Annotated in this window: 13 protein-coding genes and 3 tRNA genes; all 16 read left to right on the top strand. The window is 65.6% G+C overall.

What is annotated here, in order from left to right; translation table 11 throughout:
* The first annotated feature begins 187 nt into the window (after positions 1-187).
* The 16 genes from KKR91_RS05400 (at position 188) to KKR91_RS05475 (ending at position 22132) form a co-directional block, all read left to right on the top strand.
* Entirely contained in the window at positions 188-1633 is a 1446-nt protein-coding gene (locus tag KKR91_RS05400; protein WP_210230481.1) for a YibE/F family protein, read from the top strand.
* A 716-nt stretch (positions 1634-2349) separates the two neighbouring features.
* Positions 2350-3522, top strand: a complete 1173-nt coding sequence (gene dusB / locus KKR91_RS05405; RefSeq protein ID WP_210230483.1) for a tRNA dihydrouridine synthase DusB — start codon at positions 2350-2352, stop codon at positions 3520-3522.
* Between the two features lie 6 nt (positions 3523-3528).
* Positions 3529-4812: a deoxyguanosinetriphosphate triphosphohydrolase gene (locus KKR91_RS05410; protein ID WP_210230485.1), complete on the top strand. Its 1284-nt coding sequence runs from the start codon at positions 3529-3531 to the stop codon at positions 4810-4812.
* Positions 4813-5060: 248 nt separating this feature from the next.
* Positions 5061-7439, top strand: a complete 2379-nt coding sequence (locus KKR91_RS05415) for a thioester domain-containing protein (protein ID WP_210230487.1) — start codon at positions 5061-5063, stop codon at positions 7437-7439.
* Between the two features lie 306 nt (positions 7440-7745).
* Complete coding sequence (locus KKR91_RS05420) at positions 7746-11081, top strand: thioester domain-containing protein (protein ID WP_215057287.1); 3336 nt, start codon at positions 7746-7748, stop codon at positions 11079-11081.
* A 144-nt stretch (positions 11082-11225) separates the two neighbouring features.
* Positions 11226-13268, top strand: a complete 2043-nt coding sequence (gene dnaG, locus KKR91_RS05425) for a DNA primase (protein ID WP_210230491.1) — start codon at positions 11226-11228, stop codon at positions 13266-13268.
* Positions 13269-13354: 86 nt separating this feature from the next.
* Positions 13355-13427 (top strand) — tRNA-Asn (locus KKR91_RS05430).
* A gap of 141 nt (positions 13428-13568) precedes the next feature.
* Positions 13569-13641, top strand: a tRNA-Asn gene (locus KKR91_RS05435).
* A gap of 402 nt (positions 13642-14043) precedes the next feature.
* Entirely contained in the window at positions 14044-15210 is a 1167-nt protein-coding gene (locus KKR91_RS05440; RefSeq protein WP_210230493.1) for an NAD(P)-dependent malic enzyme, read from the top strand.
* Positions 15211-15450: 240 nt separating this feature from the next.
* The gene (locus KKR91_RS05445) at positions 15451-16887 is read left to right on the top strand and encodes a sugar porter family MFS transporter (protein ID WP_210230495.1); all 1437 of its coding nucleotides are present in this window, start codon (positions 15451-15453) and stop codon (positions 16885-16887) included.
* A gap of 98 nt (positions 16888-16985) precedes the next feature.
* Positions 16986-17777, top strand: coding sequence for a phage holin family protein (locus KKR91_RS05450; RefSeq protein WP_210230497.1), 792 nt, complete (start codon positions 16986-16988; stop codon positions 17775-17777).
* A gap of 32 nt (positions 17778-17809) precedes the next feature.
* Positions 17810-18430 (top strand): CDP-alcohol phosphatidyltransferase family protein, encoded by a 621-nt coding sequence (locus tag KKR91_RS05455; protein ID WP_237687499.1) that lies wholly within the window; start codon positions 17810-17812, stop codon positions 18428-18430.
* On the top strand, positions 18430-19371 hold the full coding sequence (locus KKR91_RS05460; protein WP_210230498.1) for a DMT family transporter: 942 nt from the start codon (positions 18430-18432) through the stop codon (positions 19369-19371). Before KKR91_RS05455 ends, KKR91_RS05460 begins: the two co-directional genes overlap by 1 nt.
* A complete protein-coding gene (locus KKR91_RS05465; protein WP_210230500.1) occupies positions 19368-20564 on the top strand; it encodes a glycosyltransferase in 1197 nt (398 codons plus the stop codon). The genes KKR91_RS05460 and KKR91_RS05465 overlap by 4 nt, the downstream gene beginning before the upstream one ends.
* Positions 20565-20678: 114 nt before the next feature.
* A tRNA-Ile gene (locus KKR91_RS05470) sits at positions 20679-20752 on the top strand.
* 195 nt (positions 20753-20947) lie between these two features.
* Positions 20948-22132: an acyl-CoA dehydrogenase family protein gene (locus KKR91_RS05475; RefSeq protein ID WP_210230502.1), complete on the top strand. Its 1185-nt coding sequence runs from the start codon at positions 20948-20950 to the stop codon at positions 22130-22132.
* Positions 22133-22149: the final 17 nt, after the last annotated feature.

Raw genomic sequence — 22149 nt, forward strand, 5'->3', positions numbered from 1 at the left:
CCCGCCGTCGTTGTACCTGCTTTCGTGACCCGCCGCCGTTGTACCGCAGTTCCCGGCCGTTCATTTCCTGCGGCCCGCATCGCGATTCGCCGTCTGCCCGTGCACTTGGGACAATGATGCCGACCGTGTTTCCTGCGTCCGTTTCACCGGGCTGCAGCTCGCTGCCAACCCCGAAGGACCGACCCTCATGGGACACAGCCATTCCCCGCACTCCGATGCGCCGCCGTCGCCGGCTGCCCTGGCCGCCCGGCGCCGGGCCAACCGGCTGCTGACCGCGATCCTGGTTCCGCTGGGCCTGCTGGCCTTGGCTGCCATGGTCCTGATGTGGCCAACGGGGGACCGCGGCGGGATCACCGTCGCCGATCCCTATGCCACCGCCGACGGCGTCACCTTCGACACCGGGGAGGTGCAGCGCGTGAGTCGGGAGGACTGCCCGTCGTCGCAGGCACTCGTCGACGCCGGCGGCACCGCTCAGCAGTGCCTGGTCGCCTACACCGTCCCGTCCGCCGGCGGGAAGACCATCCAGATCGAGGTGCCGCCCGAGGTCGCCGCGAGCGAGGCCATCGAGGCCGGCGACACCGTGAAGTACCTGAACCTGGAAGCCGTGATGGGCAGCAGCGGGGGAGCTCCGCCGTATGTCTTCGTGGACTTTGTCCGCTCCATTCCGATGGCGGCGCTGACCCTGCTGTACGCGGGAGTGGTGATCGCCGTCGCGCGCTGGCGTGGGCTGCGCGCGCTGCTGGGGCTTGGCGGCGCCTACGCGGTGCTGGCCGGCTTCATCCTGCCCGGGCTGGTGGAGGGCCAGCCGCCCCTGCTGCTGGGACTGGTCGGATCGAGCGTGATTATGTTCGGGGTGCTCTACTTTGCGCACGGCTTCACGGCCCGGACCTCCACCGCTCTGCTGGGGACGCTGTTCGGGCTGCTGATAACCGCCGGACTGGCGGCCTGGGCCACCGATGCCGCGCATCTGGTGGGCGTGGACGACGAGAACGCGTACACGCTGATCAACGCCTCGGACAGCCTCTCCGTCTCCGGCATTATCCTATGTGGGCTGATTATTTCCGGGCTGGGCGTGCTCAATGACGTGACCATCACCCAGTCCTCGGCCGTGTGGGAGATGTACGAGCTGGCTCCCGGGGCCAGCGCCAAGCGGCTCTTCAGTGGCGCGATGCGTGTGGGCCGGGATCATATCGCCTCCACCGTGTACACCATCGCCTTTGCCTACGCCGGTGCCGCGCTGCCCGTGCTTATCCTCGTTTCGCTCTACGACCGGTCCTTCCTGGACAGCATCACCAGCGGGGAACTGGCCGAGGAGGTCATCCGCACCCTCGTAGGGTCCATCGGGCTGGTGCTGGCGATTCCGGTGACTACGGCGCTGGCCGTGCTGGTGGTCAAGGCGGTGGGGATCAAGGGTGTGCCGCATGGTGCCGGCGCCGGGGCCGGGGGTGCCGGTGGTGCCGGTGCCGGTGTCGGGCAGCGGAGCGTCGACGAGGGGAACGACGGCGACGGGCACGAGGACGACAGCGACCGCGTGGCCGGCGTGCCGGCTCCGGCCGCCCATGGTGACGCCCAGTCCCACGCTGCCGTTCCGGGTGCAATGCCAACGCGTCGGTCGTTGCGAAATCAGCCCTAGCTGGACCTGTCTCGCTGGATCTCCATCGCAGACTCTGGGTTCGGCTGCCCTTCGCCCCGCTCTGAATCGAGAGTGCACTTCTGGTGGCTTTGCCCGGGAACCAGCCCGTCGAGAGTGCACTTCTGGTGCCTTTGCCCGGGAACCAGCCCGTCGAGAGTGCACTTCTGGTGGCTTTGCCCGGCAACCGGCCGCTGAGAGTGCACCTATGGTGGCTTTGCCCGGCAACTGGCCGCTGAGAGTGCACTTCTGGTGGCTTTGCCCGGCTTGAGGCCGCCGTATCTGCACTATGGATTCGGGATACTCGCCATATCTGCACTATCGCCGTTCAATGCCCGGTCTAGGGGTCACCAGGCTAAGCCGCGGGGGTCCATAGTGCAGATAACGGGGCCTGTGGAATCCATAGTGCAGATCAGGGGCTTTCAGAGCCTGAAAAACGCCCTTAGATCCCCTTATCTGCACTATGGGCGCTGGGATAGCCCGGCAACTGCACTATGGACGCAGGGATAGCCCGGCTACTGCATGGATGCGTTGCAATCCCCGAAGCGACCGGTTCCGGACCCAGAACGCAGCTCCGACGAATTCTCCCCGAAGTGACCCGCTCCGGGCCGCCGAGAACGCCCCTCCGGCAACTGCTGCGCGCAGACCGGGAACCCCACCCGCAAACTCCAATCCACACCACCCGAGCAGGATTTGCACCGACTTGCGAGAATGGGGGTGTGACTGTTTCATCCCCAGAACTCAAGCTCGAGCTGCCCCCGCTGCAGCTGGGTCCCATCACCGTTGACACCCCGGTGATCCTGGCCCCCATGGCCGGCATCACCAATAAGGCCTTCCGCCGCCTCTGCCGCGAATACGGCGGCGGCCTCTACGTATCGGAAATGGTCACCTCGCGCGCCCTCGTTGAGCGCTCGCCGGAGTCGATGCGCATCATCGAGCACGACGACGACGAAAAGGTCCGCTCCGTCCAGCTCTACGGCGTGGACCCCGTGACCGTCGGTGCCGCCATCCGCATCCTCGTGGAGGAGGACCGCGCCGACCACATCGACCTGAACTTCGGCTGCCCCGTCCCTAAGGTCACCCGCAAGGGCGGCGGCTCGGCCCTGCCCTGGAAGCTGGACCTGTTCAAGGCCATCGTCCAGACCGCGGTGAAGGAAGCCTCCAAGGGCAACATCCCGCTGACGATCAAGATGCGCAAGGGCATTGACGAGGACCACCTGACCTTCCTCGACGCCGGCCGGATCGCCCGCGACTCCGGTGTTGCCGCCGTCGCGCTCCACGGCCGCACCGCCTCGCAGTTCTACTCCGGCAAAGCCGACTGGTCCGCCATCGCCGAACTCCGCGAAGCCCTGCCGGACATCCCGGTGCTGGGCAACGGCGACATCTGGTCCGCCGAGGACGCCATCGCCATGGTGCGCGAAACCGGCGTCGACGGCGTCGTCATCGGCCGCGGCTGCCAGGGCCGGCCGTGGCTCTTCGGGGATCTGCAGGCTGCCTTCGAAGGCAGCGACGTGCGGCACCGTCCGGGGCTGAAGGAAGTCTCCGAGAGCGTCTACCGGCACGCCGAACTGCTGGTGGAAACCTTCGGCGGGGAAATGATGGCCCTGCGCGACATCCGCAAGCATATGGCCTGGTACTTCAAGGGCTACGTGGTGGGCGGGGACCTGCGCGCCCAGCTGGCCACCGTGCCCACGCTGGAAGTTCTCCGCGAACTGCTGGACCAGCTGGATCCCGAGGCGCCGTACCCGGGTGCCGACGCCGAAGGCCCCCGTGGGCGCGCCGGTTCACCCAAGAAGACAGCACTGCCGGAAAACTGGTTGGAATCGCGGGAGCTCAACGCCGCGCAGAAGTCCATCATTTCGGCAGCCGAACTCAACATTTCAGGTGGCTAAACACCCATGACCTTTCCGCAGGCTTTCCAAACCGCAGGCTATACCGACGTTGACCTTGCACGCTGGGTCACCGAGCCTGCCAAAAACACCAACCGCACCCAGTTCGGCCGCGACCGCGCCCGGGTGCTGCACTCCTCGGCGCTGCGCCGGCTGGGTGCCAAGACCCAGGTCGTGGCACCGGACACCGACGACTTTGTCCGCACCCGGCTGACCCACTCCCTGGAGGTCGCCCAGGTGGGCCGCGAACTGGGCAACGCGCTGGGCTGCGATCCCGACGTCGTCGACGCAGCCTGCCTCTCGCACGACCTAGGGCACCCGCCGTTCGGCCACAACGGCGAGACCGCGCTGAACGACATTGCCCACGCCATCGGCGGCTTCGAAGGCAACGCCCAGACCCTGCGGCTGCTGACCCGGCTGGAGCCCAAGATCATTGCGCCCGACGGCGGTCCGGCCGGCTTGAACCTGACCCGTGCCTCCCTCGACGCCGCCACGAAGTACCCCTGGTCCATCGCCGACGCCCCGCTGGTCAACGGCCACCGCACCACGAAATTCGGCGTCTACGAGGACGACCTGCCGGTCTTTAACTGGCTGCGCGACGGCGCCCCCGCCGGCCGTTCCTGCCTCGAGGCCCAGGTCATGGACCTGGCCGACGACATTTCCTACTCCGTGCACGACGTCGAAGACGCCATCGTCGCCGGGCACGTGCAGCTCAAGTGGCTGGACAACCCCGACCAGCGGGCCCGCGTGGTCGGCTACACCCAGCAGTGGTACCTGCCCGGCACCGACGGCGCCGCCATTGAGGACGCGCTGAAGCGTCTCGAGGCGGATCCGGTCTGGGTCCGGGAATCCGACGGCAGCCGCAAATCCATGGCCGCCCTGAAGGACATGACCAGCCAATTGATCGGCCGCTTCTGCAACAGCGCCCTGGAAGCCACTCGCGGCATCTACGGCACCGAACCGCTGACCCGCTACCACGCCGAAATGGTCATCCCCGAGGAGACCCAGCTCGAGATCGCCGTCATGAAGGGCCTGGCCACCACCTTCGTGATGACCACCGACCAACGCCAGCCGCTCTACGAACGCCAGCGCGAAATCCTCACCGCCCTCGTGGCTCAGCTCGCGGCCACCGGCGACCGGCACCTGGAGCCGATGTTTGCCGCCGACTGGCGGGAAGCGGCCGACGACGGCGCCCGGCTGCGCGTCGTCGTCGACCAGGTGGCGTCGCTCACGGACGGTTCGGCACTGGCACTGCACGAACGGCTGGTGGGCCCGGTACCGGCGCTCTGGTAGCCCCGGGCCTCCGGTTTGGGCACGGCACCCGCAAAAAGGCCGAGCCCCCTAGCTGACCTGCAGGGACCCTAAATAGGGTGAAGGATCTGAGGTGCAACATCCACCCCTTCGGTTACCACTGGCCGCAGGGGTACCTCTACCAGGACCAGTCTTGAGGACCCTTCATGCGCCCCCTGTCTCCTGTCTTTCGCCGCCGTCAACTCGTCAGATACTCCCGCAGACCGGCCCGGATCCGGAACCTCGCGGGGATGGTGCTGGCTCTGCTGCTGATCGCGTCGCCCCTGGCGGCGCCGGCCCAGGCCGCCATCGAACCCGAGCCTGTTCGGGGCAGTGTTTCTGAGAGAAACGCCAACACCGACATCGTGATCACCTCCCTCGGCAGCGGACGCGCGGTGTCCGGCGCGCTGCCGCCCCTTGGCAGCACCTGGCCGGTTGCCACCTATCCAACAACCATCCCCGGGGACTATGAGCGTGAAAATGTCTCGTTTGCCGGCATCATCAACACCGAGGATGCCTACGGCACCACGGCAGAGATGTACTGCATTGACCTCCGCACCAGCACGCGGGTCAATGTCGGTTACGGCGGCGGAACCTGGGATGAGTCCAACGTGCCGAACATCGGCTACGTCAACCGGATCCTGAACACGTATTACCCGAGCTCGGATCTCCCCGCCGGCTTGGACAACAACACCCGGGCGGCCGCAGTGCAGGCAGCCATCTGGTTCTTTACCGACGGGTACATCGTTGATCCCGACAGCTCGCTTTACCCGATAGTGGCCGGCATCGTGAACGACACCATTGAGGCAGGAATACTGGAAGAGCCGGATCCGCCGGCTATTGCGATCACGCCCCCCGCCACGGGAGCCCCGGTGACCGGTGTTGCCGGGCCGCACACGGTGACGTCGGAAGCGGACGAAATCGAGGTCACAACGGACGAAGGGTTCAGCCTTTACGCCGACGCCGCGGGGACGATACCGCTGAACAGTCCCGTGCCCAGCGGAACGCAGGTCTGGGTGCGAAGCGATACCGGAGCTACGGGGCCAGCGAATATCTCTGCCCGGGCCGCGGTCAGCGTACCGACGGGCAACGTGTATCTGTACGACGGCGGGACCACGGGGCTGGACAACGCACAGAAGCTGATCCTCGCGGTCACACGCGAGCTGAGTTCCAATGCGACGGCGTCCGTTACCTTCACTGAAGTGGGATCGCTGGCCGTCACCAAGTCCATCGAGGGCCCCGCAGCCGGCAGCCAGGATGCCTTGGTGATCAGTATCGACTGTGGACCCGGATACCAGTTCACCTTCAACATCGATGCCAAAACCACCGGGACGCTGTCGGAGACCTTCAACGACATTCCGGCAGGCACGGCCTGCAGCATTACCGAGCCCACCAACGGAGGCAACGACAGCGTCCAGGTCAGCACCATCCTGCCCGGCGACGTCACCATCGTGTCCGGAACCACGGTGACGGCGACGGTCACTGACACCTACACGTTCGCCCCCGGGACGCTGGTGGTGCGCAAAGACATCACAGGCGATGGGGCCGGCCGTCAGGGCGTGGTGACCCTGCAGGTAACCTGCAGCTCGGGCTTGAACCAAACCATCACCATCGCGGCCGGGACCGTGGAACCCACCACCGAGGAATTCACGGGCCTTCCCGCCGGGACCACCTGCACGGTGACGGAGACCGCCGACGGTGCCACAACCCAGGTCAGCGTAGAAGCCGTGGTCGATCCTGCCGGCGGAACGGTGACGATTCCGGCGGGCAACGGCGTGGAAGTGGTGGTAACTGATACGTACACGGTGAACCCCGGTGCCTTGATCGTCGACAAGGTGATCACCGGACCGGCGGCCCGTGAGCAGGGTCCCATCACGGTCACAGTCATCTGCACCATGGGCAGAGAAGAAGTAATCCGGCAGGACCTCACCATTGAAGCCGGAGCCGGAGGCACCGTTCCCGGCACCGTCAGCGGAATTCCGGAGGGCGCCGTCTGCTCGGTCACCGAGCCGGTCACCGGGGAGAACGACGTCGTCACCGTGGTCACGGATTTGCCCGGCGACATCGAAATCATCGCCGGTGAAACCATCAACACCACGGTGACGAACACCTACAGCTTCGCCCAGGGTGAACTCGCCGTGACCAAGGTGATTGCCGGTGAAGCTGCCGGGCGGCAAAGCGAGGTGGTGCTCCAGGTTTCCTGCGGCCCGGATGGTTCGGTGCTGGACGAAACTGTGACTATTCCCGCCGGAACCACGGAAGCGGTCACCACCACTTTCGCGGACCTTCCCGCCGGGACCGAATGCGCCGTTACCGAAACAACGGGCGGGGAAACCAGTACCGTAAATGTGATGGCTGACCTGCCGGACCCGGTAATTATTCCTGCCCGCGGCGGGGTGGAAATCTTCGTCACCAACACCTATAGCCCGGTAATCGCTCCGACACCGAAACCGCAGCCAACCCCGGCTCCGGAGAAGCAGTTCCGCACGCAGCTTGCCTCCACGGGAGCGGCGGGAATCACCGGCTTGCTGGCAGCCGGAGCGAGTCTTCTGCTGGTGGGCGGACTCGCGCTGAAGGCCAACCGCCGCAGGGCCAACATTGCGGAGGACAGTGGTTCAGACCAGCAGTAGGCCGCAGTAAACCCGAATCCGGGCAGGCCTGGAGGGGATCCCGCGTAGCTGCCGGCTACGCGGGATCCTCCCGGTTCCGGCGCTCTGGTAGCCCCGGCCCCCGGGTCGAAGGAAGGGATTTTCCGGCTGCTCTCTAGCCGTGGGAGCCACCGGCCGTTACCGTTTGGCGTTCAGAGTCTCCCGAGCCACTGTCGGGAGATGCCGGACGAACTAGCGCACCCGAGGATCCTGATGAGCCGTCTGCAATCCCGTGTATTCCGTCCCCGCATTCGTTTCGGATTCCCGGCAGGGAATCGCAAGACCCGTTTGCGACGTTTCCTGGTGTTCCTGACAGGCCTGTTGCTGATGGCGGTTCCCCTGGCGGTGCCGGTCCAGGCTGCGGTCGATCCGGGGCCGCCTCCCAACGAGGCTCCCGCCTCGGACGCCGGCACTGACATTGTGATCACGTCCCTGGGCGAAGGACGACGGAACGTCCCCGGGGCGCTGCCGCCGCTCGGGACCACCTGGCCCATCGACGCGTATCCCACCACCATTCCGGCCGGTTACGAGCGAGAGACCGTGGGTTTCGCAGGGGTCATCAATACTCAGGAAGTGGACGGGACCACTACGGCCCAGATGTACTGCATCGATCTGCGCACCTCCACACGGGTGGGCATCGGGTATGAAAACGGCACCTGGGATGAATCCAACGTTCCCAATATCGGATATGTGAACCGGATCCTGAACACCTACTTTCCGAGTACGAATCTCCCTGCCGGTCCCGACAACAATAGGAAGGCCGCGGCCGTGCAGGCCGCCATCTGGTTCTTCACGGACGGCTACGTGGTCAATCCCACCAACGACCTCTATGCCCCGGTTGCACAGATCGTGAACGACACCATCGAGGCCGGGCCGCTGGAGGAACCGGACGCTCCCGATATCTCGATAACGCCTGCCAGTGCGGAAGCGCCGGTGACCGGGGTGGCCGGACCGTACACCGTGACGTCCGAGGCGGATGAAATCACCTTGACGGCCAGCGCCGGCTTCGGCCTCTTCGCCGACGCCGCAGGCACCGTGCCAATCACCAACCCCGTGGCCAGCGGCACCCAGGTCTGGGTGCGGAGCGAGGGTGGAGGCACCGGGCCCGCCACCTTCAGTGCCCGGGCAACGGTGACAGTTCCCACCGGCAATGTGTACCTCTACGACGGGGCGACACCCGGGCTGGACGCTGCCCAGAAACTGATCCTCGCGGACACCCGGGAACTGAGCTCCGCAGCCAGTGCCACGGCGACCTTCTACGAGGTCGGGTCCCTGACGGTTACCAAGTCAATAGAGGGTCCGGCCGCCGGCAGCCAGGGCGCAGTGGTCATCAGTATCGATTGCGGACCGGGATACCAGTTCACCTTCAACATCGACGCTGAATCCACCGGGGCGTCGTCGGAGACCTTCACCGACATTCCGGCGGGAACCGCCTGCACCATCACCGAGCCTACCAACGGCACCACTGCCAGTGTGCAGGTCAGCACTACCATTGTGCCCACCGTTGTCACCATCCCCTCGGGTTCAACGGCAACGGCAACCGTTACGGACACGTACACCTTCACGCCGGGAACGCTGGTGGTCACCAAGACCAACATCGGCGAGGCCGCCGGCGCCCAGGGCGACGTGACAATTTCCGTGGTCTGCACTCTGGGCGGTGCCACCGTACTGGACACCACTGTCACCATTCCGGCGGGAACCCTCATTCCGGAGGCAGCCGAATTCCCCGGCCTCGACGCCGGCACCAGCTGCACCGTGACGGAAACCGCCACGGGGGAGACCACGGCTGTGTCAGTCGAGGTGACAGGGGGAGGGACCGTGACGGTTCCGGCCGCAGGAAGTGTCACGGCGGCGCTGATCAATACCTACACCTTCAACGCCGGGACACTGGCGGTCCGCAAGGACATCGCCGGCACCGGTGCGGGGCGGCAGGGCGTCGTCACTTTGCAGGTGACCTGCTCCTCCGGCCTGAACCAAACCATTACCATCCCGGCCGGAACCGTTGACCCCACCACTGAAGAATTTACGGGCCTTCCCGCCGGGACCACCTGCACGGTCACAGAGACAGCGGACGGTGCGACCACCGCGGTGTCCGTCGTTACCGTGACTGACCCGGCGGGCGGGGCGGTAACCATTCCCGCCGGTGACGGCGTCGAGGTCACGGTCACGGACACGTACACGGTCAACCCCGGAGCACTGGTCGTGAACAAGTCCATTGCGGGGGCGGCTGCGGGCCGGCAGGGCGATGTCACCCTGCAGGTCACCTGCACTCTGGAGAGCGCAGTTGTCGCAGAGGGTGAATTCACCGTCACTGCCGGTGCAACCGGAACCGTTCCGGCGGGCACCCTGACCGGCATTCCGGAAGGCGCGAGCTGCGCCGTCACCGAACCCGTCACGGGCGAGAGCACCGAAATAGGCGTGGTGGTGGATCTGCCTGATTCCGTAACCATCGCCGCAGGCATCACTGCCACGGCCACCGTGACGGACACGTACACGGAAAACCCTGGCTCCCTCATCGTCACCAAGGTGATTACCGGTGAGGCCGCCGGAAACCAGGATGCGGTGGAAGTGGACGTCCTCTGCACCCTGGCCGGGCAAACGGTATTCTTCGAGACGTCGCAGATCCCAGCGGGACAGACCGGAGAGGTGGGTGCGGAGTTCCTGAACATTCCCTCGGGCGCCTCCTGTGCCATTACTGAACCGGTCACCGGGGCTACCGAGTTTGTCCAGGTTGTCCCCGAGCTCCCGGCGGCGGTCACCATCACCCCCGGTAGCAGGGACACCGCCACGGTGACCAACACATACACCTTTACCCCCGGCACGCTGGCGGTTACCAAGGAATTTGCCGGTGACGCGGCAGGAGCACAGGGCGAGGTAGTGCTGCAGGTGACCTGCGGACCGGACGGATCGGTCCTGAATGAAACCGTGACCATCCCCGCCGGGACCGCCGAAACGGTGACCACCAACTTCGAGGACCTGCCCGCCGGCACGGAATGCACGGTCACTGAAACCGAAAGCGGAGCCACCGCCACGGTCTCGGTGGACACCGTGATCAGCGATCCGGTCACTATCCCGGCTGCGGGCGGCGCGGAACTGACGGTCACCAACACGTACGGGTTCAACCCCGGCGCGCTGGTGGTCAGCAAGGTCATCACGGGGGCGGCAGCGGGTAACCAGGGAGAAGTTGTCCTGGAAGTCCGGTGCGGCACGGACGGGTCCGCTTTGGATGAAACGGTCACCATCCCGGCGGGCACCACGGGGGAGGTGACCACCGAATACGAAGGCCTGACGGCGGGCACTGAATGCACGGTGACGGAGTCCAGTACCGGCGCCACCTCCACCGTGCTGGTGGAATCGGAGGTCCCGGAGCCGGTCATCGTGCCGGCCAGCGACACCGTTACGGCTGTTGTGACCAACACCTACAGCCCGGTGGTCGCTCCGACGCCGAAACCCACCCCGGCACCGGTCAAGCCGACCCGTGCGTATCTGCCCTCCACCGGTGCCAACGGAACCGTCGGCTTCCTCGCCGCCGGAGCCGGACTGCTCCTGGCCGGTGGCCTCGCAATGGCGGCCAGCCGCCGCAGGGCCAACATTGCGGAGGATGACAGCAGCCATCAGCAGTAATCCGCAGTAGCAGTCAGAGAGGATCCCGCGCGGCCGGTGGCTGTGCGGGATCCTCTTTGTGCGGGACCTTTCTGCACCGGACCCCCTGGGCGAGCCGCGCGTCACCCGCCGCGGCGTTAGGACAGGAAGAATAGACTGGGATGCATGGCCGGTCTGATTAAACGCGAAGATATTGACGAAGTACGCTCCCGCACCGACATCAAGGCCGTTATTGACGGCTACGTGACGCTGAAGTCCGCCGGCATCGGCTCCTACAAGGGTCTGTGCCCGTTCCACGACGAGCGCTCCCCGTCCTTCCACGTCCGTCCGCAGGTGGGGTCCTACCATTGCTTCGGCTGTGGGGAGAGCGGCGACGTCATCTCCTTCGTGCAGAAGATGGACCACGGCACCTTCTCCGAAACGGTGGAGAAGCTCGCCGCCCGGCTCGGCTACGAGCTGCACTATGAAGACGGCGGCACCGGCCCGCGGCGCGAAGACGTGGGCAAGCGCCAGCGCCTGCTGGACGCCCACAAGATCGCCGCCGAGTTCTTCGCCACCCAGCTGCGCACTCCCGGAGCCCAGGCCGGCCGCGACTTCCTGCAGGAGCGCGGCTTCGACCCGGCAGCGGCAGCGCACTTCGGCGTCGGCTACGCCCCGCAGGGCTGGGACTCGCTGCTCAAGCACCTCACCGACAAGGGCTTCACCCGTGATGAGCTCGCCGGCACCGGCATGTTCTCCACCGGCTCCGACGCCTCGCGGTTCTATGACCGCTTCCGCGGCCGCCTGATCTGGCCCATCCGCGACCTCACCGGCGCCGTCATCGGCTTCGGTGCCCGCAAGCTCTACGAAGACGACCAGGGCCCCAAATACCTGAACACCCCCGAGACCCAGCTCTACAAGAAGTCCCAGGTGCTCTACGGCATCGACCTGGCCAAACGGTCCATCGCCAAGGAGCGGCAGATCGTCGTCGTCGAGGGCTACACCGACGTCATGGCCTGCCACCTCGCCGGGATCACCACCGCCGTCGCGACCTGCGGCACCGCCTTCGGCGAGGACCACGTCAAGATCGCCCGCCGGCTGCTTTCCGACGACGGCAGCGGGGGAGAGGTCATCTTCACCTTCGACGGCGACGCCGCCGGGCAGAAGGCAGCACTGCGCGCCTTCGAGGATGACCAGCGCTTCACCGCGCAGACCTACGTCGCCGTGGACCCCGAGGGCATGGACCCCTGCGACATCCGGCAGAAGCACGGCGACGCCGCCGTCGCCGAACTGGTCCGCTCCCGCCGTCCGCTGTTCGAGTTCGCCATCCGCTCCACGCTGCGCAAGTTCGACCTGAACACCGTTGAAGGCCGGGTGCAGGCACTGCGCGCGGCCGCTCCGGTGGTCGCCGAGATCCGCGATCCGGCGATGCGCCCGGCTTACGCCCGCGAGCTCGCCGGCTGGCTGGGCATCGACGTCGACGAGGCGGCCCGCGCCGTCGCCTCGGCCGGCAAGCGGCTGCGCGAGGGTGCCGGGCACGGCAAGCCGCAGGGCAAGGCTTCGCACGGCATGGTCTCTTCCCACGGCGTTGCAGGGCACGACGGCGCCCGCGGCTCCCAGCGCGAGTCCCGTGACGGGCGGGGGCAGCAGAACCACCAGCCGCAGGGACAGCAGCATGGCCAATCCGGTGGCTTCGCGCAGCAGGGTGGCTTTGCACAGCAGGTCCCGGAGCCGGTCCTGGAGCAGCCCGCGTTCCTGCGGCCCGACCCGCGGGACCCGGCCGCGCGGATGGAACGCCAGGCACTGGAGGTTGCCCTGCAGCAGCCGGGAATGCTGGACGAGGGGCAGTGGGAGCGGTTCAAGGCGGCCCGCTTCTCCGTACCGGCCTATCTGGCGGTGCACAACGCCATCATTGCCGCCGGCCACGCAGGAACGGCTCCGGCCCAGTGGGTGGAACAGGTCCGCGAGGAACTGCCCGACACACTGCGCGACTTCGTCAGCGAACTGGCGGTCACCCCGCTGCACGCCCGCGACAATGACGGCCTGGCGCGCTACTGCCGCGACATCCTCAACCGGCTCTTCGAACTGCAGGTCACGCATCTGAAGGCCGAGAAGCTGGGCCAGCTGCAGCGGCTGGATCCGTCCGCGGACCCGGCCCTGTTCCAGCAGCTGAACCGTGAACTTATGGAGCTGGAAATGCAGCGCCGCGCACTGCGCGAAGACCAGTAGGACGGACGGCGGGGAGGCGCCAAAATCCGCGCAACCGCACCGATTTCGCTTCCCCGCAAAACCTCTGTAGAGTAGGACACGCGCTTTCCTCCGTAGCTCAATTGGCAGAGCATTCGACTGTTAATCGAAGGGTTACTGGTTCAAGTCCAGTCGGAGGAGCAAAAAGGAAGGACCCGCGTCCGGCAGCTTGCCGGACGCGGGTCCTTCCCTTTTAACCGTGAGTGGGGACCGGTTGAGATCCAGAACACGTTCCCCCGTGCACTGGCATCCCAAAAAGCCTGTATAGTAGAACTCGCGCTTTCCTCCGTAGCTCAATTGGCAGAGCATTCGACTGTTAATCGAAGGGTTACTGGTTCAAGTCCAGTCGGAGGAGCAAACAGGCTCCCCGGCCAGCTGAAATGCTGGCCGGGGAGTCTTTTTTTGACCCGTTTTCTGGCGGATTCCGCGCCGGCACCAGGGCAAAATTCCGCCGCTTCCTCTCGCCGTTTCCTCCCGGCGCAGCACCGGAAACCGCAGCTGACGTGGGCGGGGGGCCGCACCGACATGTAATGCCTGCTGGAAAACGTGATTCCGGTTACACTGGCACCGTAGTCCGCCGCTGACGGCAGCTCTGGATATTCCCCGGAGCCCGCCCCCGGCCTGCTGCAGGCAAACCATCCTGTTGCCTCGAATCCGTGGCCCCGCCCTCGGATTCCGCCGCGCCTTTCCCGACACCGGTCCGACCCGGCCCTCGGAGCGCGGCCCTTCCCGGCACCGTTGAACAGGAGCTTGAGCCATGACCGCACGCGTGAACACCCAACAGCCCATCAGTACCGAAGACATCTTCGCCTCGCACGAGGGAGGAAAGCTCTCGGTCGAGCCGCGGCTGCCACTGGATTCCAGCCGCGCCCTCTCCATCGCCTACACGCCCGGCGTCGCCCAGGTCAGCCGCGCCATCGCCGCTGATCCGGGCCTCGCCGCCAGCCACACCTGGGCCTCCCGGCTGGTGGTGGTGGTCAGCGACGGCACCGCCGTCCTAGGCCTGGGAGACATCGGGCCGGCCGCATCGCTTCCGGTCATGGAAGGGAAATCGGCGCTCTTCAAGGCCTTCGGCGGATTGAATTCCATTCCGCTGGTCCTGGACACCACGGATGTGGACGAGATCATCGAGACCCTGGTCCGGCTGCGCCCCAGCTTCGGCGCAGTGAACCTCGAGGACATCTCCGCTCCACGCTGCTTCGAACTGGAACAGCGGCTGATCGAAGCCCTGGACTGCCCGGTGATGCATGACGACCAGCACGGCACGGCGATCATGGTGCTGGCGGCCCTGCGGAACGCCGCGCGGGTCACCGGGCGCACACCGGAAAACATGCGGGTGGTGATCTCCGGAGCAGGAGCAGCCGGCGTCGCCTGCGCCAACATCCTCCTGGAAGCCGGCATTGCGGATGTGGTGGTGCTGGATTCCCGCGGCATCCTCTCCGCCGCCCGCGATGACCTGACGCCCGTCAAGACGGATCTGGCGGCACGGACGAATCCCCGTGCCGTGCACGGCACAGCCGCCGAGGCGCTGGCCGGCGCCGATGTGTTCATCGGCGTCTCCTCCGGCACCGTGGATGAAGCCATCCTCTCGACCATGGCCCCGGAAGGCATCATCTTTGCCCTGTCCAACCCCGACCCTGAGGTGCACCCTGTCGTGGCGGCCCGGTATGCCGCAGTCGTTGCCACAGGACGCAGCGATTTCCCGAACCAGATCAACAACGTGCTGGCCTTTCCCGGGGTTTTCCGCGGCGCCCTGGACAGTGGCGCACGCCGGATCACCGCTGCCATGAAGGTGGCCGCAGCCACGGCAATTGCCGACCTCGTCGGCGACGACCTCGCCCCCGACTGCATCATCCCCAGTCCGCTGGACCCGCGCGTCGCACCGGCCGTCGCCGCAGCGGTGGCCGCCGCCGTCGTCCGCTAGCCCGGCCCGCGCCGTCGCGCCCTGAGCGCCACACACATTCCGCCGGCAGGCCCCGCAGTTCAAAAGCGGGCCTGCCGGTTCTTGTGCGGGCGGGGGAGTCCGGGCTGTCGCCCTACTGACGTGGCGGAATGCCGCCCTACGGGTTCCCACTGCCGCCCGCCGTGCCTAGGGTTATGCGTAGGATTAGTGGGTTTGGGTGGAATATTTCGATTACGACGACGAGAGACAGAGGGACCTTCCATGGGCGCGAGCCAGCCAAGGCCTAATCCGGGCGAATCAGAGAAGGTGGCCCATCCGTTCAAGGTGATTGCCGTCACTGTTGCGGCGGCCGTGGGCGGCCTGTTGTTCGGCTTCGATACTGCGGTCATCAACGGTGCGGTCGACGCCATTGGCGAGGAATTCACGCTCAGTCCCGGCGTGCTGGGCTTCACCGTTGCCATTACGCTCCTGGGCTGCGCCGTCGGCGCCTGGTTTGCCGGGCAGCTCGCCGACCGCCTGGGCCGCAAGAAAGTCATGGTGGCTGCGGCCATCCTGTTTGCGCTCAACTCGGTCGGTTCCGCCTACGCGTTCAGCGAATGGGACCTGATGTGGTGGCGCCTGATCGGCGGCCTCGCCATCGGCACCGCTTCCGTGATCGCACCGGGCTACATCGCCGAAGTTGCACCAAGCAAGTGGCGCGGCGCGCTGGGATCCGTCCAGCAGCTGGCCATTACGCTGGGTATTTTCGCCGCGCTGCTCTCCGACGCCTTCCTGGCGAATTCCGCCGGCAGCGCCCTGGGAGAGCTGTGGTGGGGCCTGCCCGCCTGGCGCTGGATGCTGCTGGTGGGCGTGATTCCGGCGATCGTGTACGGCGCCCTGGCGCTCACCATTCCCGAATCCCCGCAGTACCTGGTCCGGCAGAACCGCGACAAAGACGCAGCCAAGGTGCTCCGCGACGTCTCGGGCGTAGTGGATACCGACCTGAAGATCAGCCAGATCAGGGACAGCTTCAAGAGCAAAAAGCCCACCTTCAGGGACCTCCGCGGTCCGAAGTTCGGCCTGCAGCCCATCCTGTGGGTGGGCATGGCGATCGCCGCGTTCCAGCAGCTGGTCGGTATCAACGCCATTTTCTACTACTCCACCACGCTGTGGCAGTCTGTGGGCTTCAGTGAAAGCGATTCCTTTACGACGTCGGTCATCACCTCGGTCATCAACGTGCTGATGACCATCGTGGCAATTGCGTTTGTCGACAGGATCGGCCGGCGGCTGCTGCTGATGATCGGCTCAGCGGGCATGTTCGTGGGCCTGCTGATGGCCACCCTTTCCTTCTCCCAGGCCGAGGGCATGGGCGACGATGTGTCGCTTCCCGGCATCTGGGGGCCCGTTGCCCTGGTGGGCGCCAACCTGTTCGTCATCTTCTTCGCCGCGACCTGGGGTCCGGTCATGTGGGTCACCCTCGGCGAGGTCTTCCCGAACAACATCCGCTCCCTCGCACTGGGCCTGGGCGCGATGGTCAACTGGATCTTCAACTTCATCGTCACCCTCGCGTTCCCGTGGGTGAGCGACAACTTCGGGGTCTGGATCATGTACGCCCTGTTCACGATCTTCTCCGTCCTGTCCTTCTGGTTCGTCAAAACGAAGCTGCCCGAATTCTCCGGCCGGGAGCTTGAGGACCGCGAGGGGCTGGAAGCCTCCTAGAGGGCAGGTATACCTGTTCACGATGTGAAACCTGAGGAGAATGGTAATTTTGGGTAATGGCAACGGCGAAGATTAATCAGGGGACGGAGGCAGGGCGCATGAATCGCTCCGCTAGCACACGCAGGACCGCAGGGAATTCCTCATTGGTCGGCCTGGCGAAGGTGATGGCCCGGCTGACCCCCCGCCAGCTCAATGACGAATTCGGTCTGGCAACAGCCGAAATGAAGCAGAAGGGCATCAAGGCCGGTGTCGCAGCCGCATTCATGGTTGTGGCACTGCTCTTCATCGCCGGCCTGGCCATCGCGCTGATTGTTGCCGCGATCCTGGGCCTGGCCACCATCATGCCCGGCTGGCTCGCCGCCCTGCTGGTTGCCCTGCTCTTCCTGGTCATCGCCGCCGTGGGCGGACTGATTGGCTACAACCGGTTCAAGAAGACCCTCCCGCTGCTGCCCGAGGAGGCCCTTTACGGGCTGCGCTACGACCTCGGCGTCCTCAAGGAAGGCCGCAGCTTCGATCCGGCCAGCCTGGAAAAGAAGCCGAAGGAACCCAAGGACAAGGCCAAGGAAAAAGAGCAGAAGAAGGCCCAGCAGGAGGAAGCCCCCCAGCAGGCCACTCCCGAAGAGCTGCGTACGCGGACCCGTCAGCGCCGCGAGCACATGGCCGCTGTCCGCGACGGGCTTGGCGAGAAGGTTGACGTCAAGGCCCAGATCCGCGAGCTGAAGTCGCGGCGCTCCGCCGGAGGGTCAGCAGCCGCGGATTCCCCGGGCACCGGCCCCTCCACCTCTGATGACATCATGGCCCTTGTCCGGGAACGCTGGCAGCCGCTGTCCGTCCTGGCGGCATCGCTGCTGGCCATGGCCATCATGGTGCGCAGGCTTACGCGCAAGTAGGCTCCGACCATCAGCGACAAGGGGACCGGACCGTGATCAGGTTGATCGGTGCAGGATCTCGCCCGGGCCGCGGCGAAACGGTACGGGAGACTTTCTGGACCATTCCCAACCTGGTCACGGTTCTCCGTTTCCTGGGCGTTCCGCTCTTTGTCCTCTTCATCGTCCGCGAAGAGTACGGACCGGCTTTTATTACCCTCGTGGCCGTGGGGTCCACCGACTGGGTGGACGGCTACCTGGCCCGCCGCCTGGACCAGGTCTCCCGAGTAGGCCAGTGGCTGGATCCAGTGGCGGACCGGCTGGCCCTGATCGTCGTCGCCGTGACGTTCGTGGTGCAGGGCATCGCCCCGTCATGGCTGGTCCTGGCCATCGTCATTCCCGACGCCATCCAGATCCTCAATGCCCTGGTCCTGTTCCGCGGAAGTCCAAACCTGCCGGTGAGCAACCTCGGCAAGATCCGCATGGCGCTTCTCCTGCTCGGCGCCCCCGTGCTGCTACTGCACCGGGTCCCGGGCTTTGACTACGACTGGCTGTACAACACCGGGTACATCCTGCTCCTGCTGGGATGCATAGGCCACGTTGTTGCCGCGCTCGGGTACCTGCGCGCTTCCTGGCGCAAGCATGCACGGGAACGCAGTGCGGCCGGGACCAGCTAATGATCGCCATAGCCATTATCTGCGCGCTGGCCAGTGCGGTTTTCCTGGCCTTCGGCGCCCAGCGGCAGGGCAGCGCCGTCAGTGCCGACACCGGCGGACTGGAACTGAACTCCTCGCAGCTGGTGCGGCTGCTGCGCAACCCGCGCTGGCTGCTGGGGCTGTGCCTGCTCGGGATCGGCATGGCGCTGAACGTCACCGCCCTCTCGCTGGCTCCGCTGACCGTGGTCCAGCCAATCGGCTCCATCGCCTTGGTGATCACCACTGTGGTGAACTCCCGCGAGCAGGGGCTGCGGATGAACCGCATCACCGTGGTCTCGATCGTGGCATGCGTGCTGGGCAGCGTTCTTTTCGTGTCGCTGGCCATTGGTGCGACCCGCGCCGAGCAGGAAATACTCCCCGCCCAGGAGGTGGCCATTGTCCTCATCCTCGCGGTGGTCGTGGTGGTATTCGGCACATTGAACACCCTTTTCGGCCGCAGGATCGGGGCCATTGGCTTCATTATCGGGGCCGGGGTGCTCTACGGTTTCGTGGCCGTGCTGACCAAGGTCATCACCGCTGACCTGTTCAATCCCAACGGCCGGTTCCTGCTCAATGTCCCCTGGTACACACTCATCGGCATTATTGTGGCGGCCGGGCTGGGAGCCTGGTTTGTCCAAAGCGCCTACTCCAGCGGCCCGCCGGACCTGGTGATCGCCGGGCTGACCGTGATCGACCCGATGGTCGGCATCGCGATCGGGATCGGCGTGCTCCACGAACTCCGCCCCGACGTGCCCGCCGTGACGCTCGTTGCCATGGGAGTGGCTGCTTTGATTGCTATCGTGGGGGTCGTTGCGCTCTCCCGCTACCATCCGGATGTGATCCAGCGGAGGGCCGAGGAACGGCGCCGGCAAAAGCAGGCCGCCACCAAATCTCCGAAAGACCAGAAGAGGAACTCTCTGTGACGCACGCCCCGGCCGACGAGCCGCTGACAATCCTGATTGCCTGCGATACCTATCCGCCGCACCTGAACGGCGCCGCCCAGTTCGGTTACCGGCTGGCCCGCGGGCTGCACGGCAAAGGGCACGATGTGCATGTGCTGGCACCCAACGATGTTGACGGCGGCAGCCGCTCCGACCTGGACGGGGAGTGGCCGGTCCACCGCCTCCGTTCGCATGGCGTTCCCACCCACGACTACTGGCGGATCTGCCTGCCCTGGGAGATCAAGAAGGAAATCAGCCTGCTTTTTGACCGGGTGCAGCCCGACGTCGTGCACATTCAGTGCCACTACATGGTGGGGGAGTACACCCTCTACGAGGCGGAGAAGCGCGGGATCCGCGTGATTGCCACCAACCACTTCATGCCGGCGAACCTGGATCCCTTCCTTCCGTTCCCGCGCTGGTTCAAGAACATCGTGGCCAGGAATTCGTGGAAGGACATGGGCAAGGTCATGGGCCGCGCGGCGATGGTCACCACGCCCACCCCGCTGGCTGCCAAGGCGATGCACGAGCATGCCTTCCTGCCCGATGTGCTGCCCCTCTCCAACGGCATTGACGCCTCGGTATACGAGCTCCAGCCGGGTGAGCAGGTTACGCCGCACGAGCATCCCACGGTCCTTTTTGTCGGTCGCCTTGCCGAGGAAAAGCATGTGGATGTGTTGATTGATGCACTGGCCAAGACACCGGAGCACCTGAGGGTCCATGCCGAGATCATCGGCGGCGGCGAGGTCAAAGCCGGCCTGCAGGAACAGGTCAAGCGGCTTGGCCTGCAGGACCGGGTGGTCTTCCGCGGCCTGGTGTCCGACGACGAGCTGCGGCTGGCCTACCTGCGCGCCGACGTGTTTGTGATGCCAGGAACCGCCGAACTGCAGTCACTGGTGACCCTCGAGGCCATGTCCGCCTCCACCCCGGTGGTGCTGGCAGATGCGATGGCCTTGCCGCACCTGGTTGAACCGGGCCGCAACGGCTATCTGTTTACGCCCGGCAACAGCGACCAGCTCAGCGAGCAGCTCACTTCCATCCTGGAACTCACTTCCGAGGAACGGGCCAAGATGGGTGCAGAGAGCCGGGCCTTGGTGGACCGCCACAGCCTGGAAGCCACCCTGTCAACGTTCGAGGACCTCTACTACGGGCGGCCCGTCCAGCAGCAGGCGTTCTAGCCAGACCCGGCCTGGCCGCCAAGGTTGCCGTGCGGAATTGGTGGGACGGGTCAGGCAGCCACTAGGATGTCCATAATGCCCTCATCGGCAGCAGCGTCCTTCACTGGCGCTCCGGGGGCTGTAGCTCAGCTGGTCAGAGCAGCGGACTCATAATCCGTGGGTCGTGGGTTCAAGCCCCACCAGCCCTACCTTGTGTGATGAGTCGAGACATCGTTCACGGATGAGTCGCGACATAGGTAACACCCCGGTCTTCGGACCGGGGTGTTTTCTTGTTGTGGCGGCCTTCCAGCTGGTGTTGTGCATGATGTTACTCGTGGGTAACATAGGTGAGACCGGCTTCACAGCCCCGGATCACCGATGATCAGCAGCGAAGGACATTTTCCATGGCAACTATCGACGTCGACAATCTCCCGTACGCGGACGGCGACTTCTACGCATTCGAGGATCTGCTCTCCGACAAGGAGCGGGACCGCCTCCACGAAGTCCGTGCCTGGTTGAAGGCGGAGGTGACGCCGCACGCGACCGGTTGGTGGAACGCCGGGGAATTCCCGCACCACATGATCCCCAAGATCGCCGAACTGGACGCCATGAGCCCGGTCTACCGCCAGGGCCACTCGAACCTCTTCGCAGGGCTGTGCCACGCCGAGTTCACCCGCGCCGACACCTCGTTTGCCACCTTCCTGGGCGTGCATGACGGCCTGTTCACCGGCTCTATCGAAGCCTTGGCCTCCGAGGAGCAGAAGGCAGCCTGGCTGCCGGACATCTACTCGATGAAGAAGATCGGCGCCTTCGGCCTGACCGAACCGCTCGGCGGCTCCGATGTGGCCGGCGGCACCCGCACCACTGCCCGCCGCGAGGGTGACAACTGGATCCTCAATGGCGAAAAGCGCTGGATCGGCAACGCCACCTTCTCCGACTGGGTGGTCATTTACGCCCGCGACGTGGCCGACAACCAGGTCAAGGGCTTCATGGTCGACACCAAGACCAAGGGATACAGCGCCACCAAGATCGAAAACAAGATCGCCCTGCGCACCGTTCAGAATGCGGACATCGTCCTGGACAACGTGGTGGTCAGCGATGACTTCCACCTCAAGGGCGCCAACAGCTTCAAGGACACCAATAAGGTCCTGAAGGTCACCCGCCTGTCTGTGGCGTGGCAGGCAGTCGGCCAGCAGATGGCGGCCTTCGACGTGGCCCGGAAATACGCGGTGGAGCGCCATCAGTTCGGCAAGCCGCTGGCCTCCTTCCAGCTGGTGCAGGATCAGCTCGTCCAGATCCTGGGCAATACCGTTGCCTCCATGGGCATGATGGTGCGCCTGGCGCAGCTCGAAGACCTCGGCCAGGCCAAGGATGAGCAGTCCGCACTGGCCAAGGCCTTCACTACGGCCCGCATGCGCGAATCCGTGGCTCTGGGCCGCAGCATCCTCGGCGGCAACGGCATCGTTACCGACTACGGGATGGCCAAGATCTTCTCCGACGCCGAGGCGATTTACTCCTACGAGGGAACCTACGAAATCAACACCCTGGTCACGGGCCGCGCCATCACCGGCGTTGCCGCGTTCGTCTAGGACGTTGTTGCGGGTGA

The organism is Arthrobacter jiangjiafuii, assembly GCF_018622995.1.
GTDB classification, from domain to species: Bacteria; Actinomycetota; Actinomycetes; order Actinomycetales; family Micrococcaceae; genus Arthrobacter_B; species Arthrobacter_B jiangjiafuii.